Source organism: Arthrobacter sp. Y3223164, assembly GCF_059091005.1.
Genome location: NZ_JBNHGF010000314.1, coordinates 1 through 3221, shown reverse-complemented (window position 1 = coordinate 3221; position 3221 = coordinate 1). Strand labels below are relative to the sequence as shown.

Annotated in this window: 2 protein-coding genes; both read left to right on the top strand. The window is 68.3% G+C overall.

Translation table 11 applies throughout. The features are described 5' to 3' along the window. Positions 1–828 (top strand): formate dehydrogenase accessory sulfurtransferase FdhD (fdhD, locus tag AC5RUJ_RS13180; RefSeq protein WP_494155979.1); only part of this gene is annotated, 828 nt, incomplete at its 5' end. Positions 829–879: 51 nt separating this feature from the next. Beyond that, positions 880–3189 (top strand): FdhF/YdeP family oxidoreductase, encoded by a 2310-nt coding sequence (locus AC5RUJ_RS13175; protein ID WP_494023410.1) that lies wholly within the window; start codon positions 880–882, stop codon positions 3187–3189. The last annotated feature ends 32 nt before the right edge of the window (positions 3190–3221 follow it).

The window sequence follows — 3221 nt, the reverse complement described above, 5'->3', positions numbered from 1 at the left end:
TCGTCGAAGGCCGCGGCGCCATCCTGGCCGATTTGCCTTTGCAGTTCGATTCCACTGGCTGATGTGCCAAGAAGGGTGGCGCGGCGATCCGCGGGGTTCGACCTGGTGGCCGGCTTCCTGGTCTCCGAGGGCGTCATCTGGTCGCCCGAACATCTCGTCTCGATGCGCTTCTGTGCCGGCGAGGACGAGGACGGGCGGCAGACCTTCAACGTGGTGGAGGCCCAGTTGGCGCCGGGGGTGGCGCTGCCGGATCCGCGGCTTGACCGGCAGGTGGTCACCAGCAGCGCGTGCGGCATCTGCGGCACCGCCTCGATCGACGCCGTGACGAAGCGCTCGCGCTTCCCGCTGCACCATGACGACGGCGGAGCCTCCCCGGGCGCGGACGGCACCGGTGCCGGCGGCGAAGTGCCGCTGGAGATTCTGCTGCAGTTGCCGGACCGGCTGCGCGAACGGCAGCAGGTGTTCGAGCGCACCGGCGGCGTCCACGCCGCCGGGCTATTCAGCGTCGCGGGCGAACTGCTCTGCCTGCGCGAAGACGTGGGCCGGCACAACGCGGTGGACAAGGTGGTGGGTTGGGCGCTGCGCGAGGGGCGGCTGCCGCTGCGCAACACGGTGCTGCAGGTCTCCGGGCGCGCCTCGTTCGAATTGGTCCAGAAGGCCTATCTCGCGGGGATCCCCGTCCTGTCGGCCGTGAGCGCGCCGTCCTCGCTCGCCGTCGAGCTGGCGGAAAAGGTGGGACTGACACTGGCCGGCTTCAGCCGCGGCCGCAGCATTAACGTGTACGCCCACCCGGGGCGGGTGGGCGCCGCCGTCGGGAATTTCGTGTGAGACGCGCCGGGTGAGTCGGGGAACCGGTGTGAGCCGGGATACATTAGGGGCATGACTCGTCCGGCACCCGTGAATGACATTGATGAAAGCACCCTGAAGGTCAAGGAACCGAAGAAGGTCGCCGCCGGTATTCCGGCGGTGAAGGTTGCGTTGGAGCGCGGCATCGAACAGGCCGGCGTCTCCCGCACCGCCCGGTCGCTGCTGCGGATCAACCAGCGCGGGGGCTTCGACTGCCCGGGGTGCGCCTGGCCCGAATCCATCACCGGTCCGCGCAAGCCGGCCGAGTTCTGCGAAAACGGCGCCAAGGCGGTGGCAGAGGAGAACACGAAGCGCACCGTCACGCCCGAGTTCTGGGCGCGCCACTCCATCGAAGAGCTCTCGACGAAGACCGAGTACTGGCTGGGCCAGCAGGGCCGGATCACCGAGCCGGTCATCATCCGCGAGGGGGAGACGCACTATTCGCCGATCTCGTGGGCGGACGCGTTCAGCCTGATTGGCGAACGCATCAGGGCCACGACGCCGGACCGCTGCGTGTTCTACACCTCGGGCCGGACCGCCAACGAGACCGCGTTCATGTACCAGCTGTTCGCACGCTCGCTGGGCACCAACAACCTGCCGGACTGCTCCAACATGTGCCACGAATCCTCCGGCAGCGCCCTGAACCCGACCATCGGCATCGGCAAGGGCACCGTGTCGCTGGAGGACATCCACCACTCCGAACTGATCTTCGTGGTCGGCCAGAACCCCGGGACCAACCACCCGCGCATGCTCTCCGCGCTCAAGGAGTGCAAGGACAACGGCGGCACTATCGTGGCAGTGAACCCGCTGCCCGAAACCGGCCTGATGGCGTTCAAGGACCCGCAGTCGGTGGACGGGCTGCTGCGCGGCGGCACCGCGCTGGCCGACGAATTCCTGCAGATCAAGGTGGGCGGGGACCTCGCCCTCTTCCAGGCGCTGGGACACCTGCTGCTCGAAGAAGAAGGCCGCGCCCCGGGCACCGTCGTGGACAAAGCGTTCATCGACGCGAACACCGAAGGTTTCGAGGAGTACGTCGAAGCCCGCCGGCACGTCGACTGGACCGAAACCGAGAAGGCCACCGGGCTGTCGCGGCTGGAGATCGCCAAGGTCGCCGGGCTGCTGGCCAAGTCCAAGGCCACCATCATCTGCTGGGCGCTGGGTTTGACCCAGCAGCCGCACTCGGTCGATACCCTGCGCGAGATCGTGAACCTGCTGCTGCTCCAGGGCAACTTCGGCAAGCCCGGCGCAGGTGCCTGCCCGGTCCGCGGCCACTCCAACGTCCAGGGCGACCGCACCATGGGCATCTGGGAGAAGCCCAAGGAGTGGCTGCTGGCGGCGCTGGACAAGGAGTTCGGCATCACCTCGCCGCGCGAGCACGGCGTCGATTCCACCGAGGCGATCGACCGCTTCCACGAGGACAAGGTCGACGTCTTCGTCTCCATGGGCGGCAACTTCGCGCTGGCGAACTCGGAGACCGAGCTGCTCGAGAGCGGGATGAAGAAGGCCGGCCTGACCGTGCATGTCTCCACCAAACCCAACCGCTCCCACGTGGTGCACGGGAAGACGTCGCTGATCCTGCCGACGCTGGGCCGCACCGACCGGGACGACAAGCACCCGAAGGGTGCGCAGTTCCTCTCGGTGGAAGACTCCATGTCCGTCGTCCGGTCCACCCAGGGCCGGCTGGAGCCGGTCAGCGAGCACCTGCTGGCCGAACCGGTGATCATCGCGCGGATGGCCCAGGCCACCTTCGGCGACGACCACCCGGTGGATTGGCGGGCGATGGCCGAGGACTACGACGTGATCCGGGACCACATCTCCCGCGTGCTGCCGGGGTTCGAGGACTTCAACACCCGGATCCGGAACAAGAGCGGCTTTGTGCTGCCGAACCCGCCGCGCGACACGCGCTCCTTCGCCACCGACATCGGCAAGGCGCGGTTCACGGTCAGCCCGCTGGAGTACCTGGAGGCGCCCGAGGGACACCTGATCCTGCAGACCATCCGCAGCCACGACCAGTACAACACCACGTTCTACGGCCTGGACGACCGCTACCGGGGCATCTCCAACGGACGGCGGGTCATCCTGGTGCACCCCGATGACCTGGCCGAACTGGGCTTCGCCGACCGCGACCTGGTGGACGTGATCAGCACGTTCAAGGGCACCGAGCGCCGCGCGGACGAGTTCCGCCTGGTGTCCTACCCGACGGCGCGGGGCTGTGCGGCCGCCTACTTCCCGGAGGCCAACGCCCTGGTGCACCGGGACCTGGTGGCACGGGAGTCCAACACGCCGGGCTTTAAGGCGATGACGGTCCGCTTCGTCCCGCACGAGGAGAAGCAGCTCAGCTGACGCCGGGCGTGGCCGGGCGGGCCGGGGGCGGC

What these genes read in the sequence shown, in the direction of transcription:
- AC5RUJ_RS13175 (WP_494023410.1), top strand. Translation starts at nt 880, where the DNA reads ATGACTCGTCCGGCACCCGTGAATGACATTGATGAAAGCACCCTGAAG.